Genomic DNA, 771 nt, shown 5'->3' with positions numbered 1-771 from the left:
GAGGCCGCCGCCGCGCGCGCGGCGACGCTGGCGGCCGGCCAGTCGGTCATTACGCGCGATGGGGCGTGGATGGGCCCGGGCTGGGCGCGCGTGCTGCGCGCGCAGGGCAACCAGGTGGGCGTGCTCGCCCGCGAGCGCGATATCCGCCAGCTCGCCGAGCAGATCGAAGCACTCGAAGCGACCATCGAGGAACGCACCGAGCAGCTCGAAGACCTGCGCACGCGCAAGTTCGAGACCGAGCGCCAGCGCGACGATGCGCAGCGCGATCTCTACGCCGCGCACCGCCGCCTTTCCGAGCTGGCTGGCCAGCTGCAGAGCCAGCGCGGCAAGATGGAAACCGCGCGTGCGCGCGCCGAGAAGGTCGGCGGCGAGATCGCCACGCTGGTCGAGCAGCTCGACGAATTGCAGGGCCAGACCCGCGAGGCCCGCGGCCGCCTGGACGAGGCCGTGGGCCACATGGGCGACCGCGAAGACGAGCGCCGTGGCCTGGAGAACGAGCGCCGCGAGTTGCTCGAGGCGCGCGAAGAGGCCCGCATGAACGCCCGCGAGGCCGCCGACCAGGCGCACCAGCTGGCGCTTGGCATGGAATCCAAGCGCGCCGCGCTCACGTCGCTGGAGCAGGCGCTGGCGCGCCTGGATACCCAGCTGCGCCAGGTGACGATGCGCCGCGACGAGATCGACGAGCAACTGGCCGCCGGCACCGACCCCATCGCGGAGCTGGAATCCGAGCGCCAGACCTACCTCGACCAGCGCCTGCTTGTCGACAAGCAG

Annotated in this window: 1 pseudogene; it reads left to right on the top strand. The window is 72.4% G+C overall.

Features of this window, described 5'->3' with window-relative positions:
- Window positions 1-771, top strand: a pseudogene (locus VI08_RS20580) (chromosome segregation protein SMC); the annotation flags it as partial.

The organism is Luteibacter yeojuensis (assembly GCF_000964085.1).
In the GTDB taxonomy this organism is placed as follows: domain Bacteria; phylum Pseudomonadota; class Gammaproteobacteria; order Xanthomonadales; family Rhodanobacteraceae; genus Luteibacter; species Luteibacter yeojuensis_A.
This window is presented reverse-complemented; position numbering and strand designations above follow the sequence as displayed.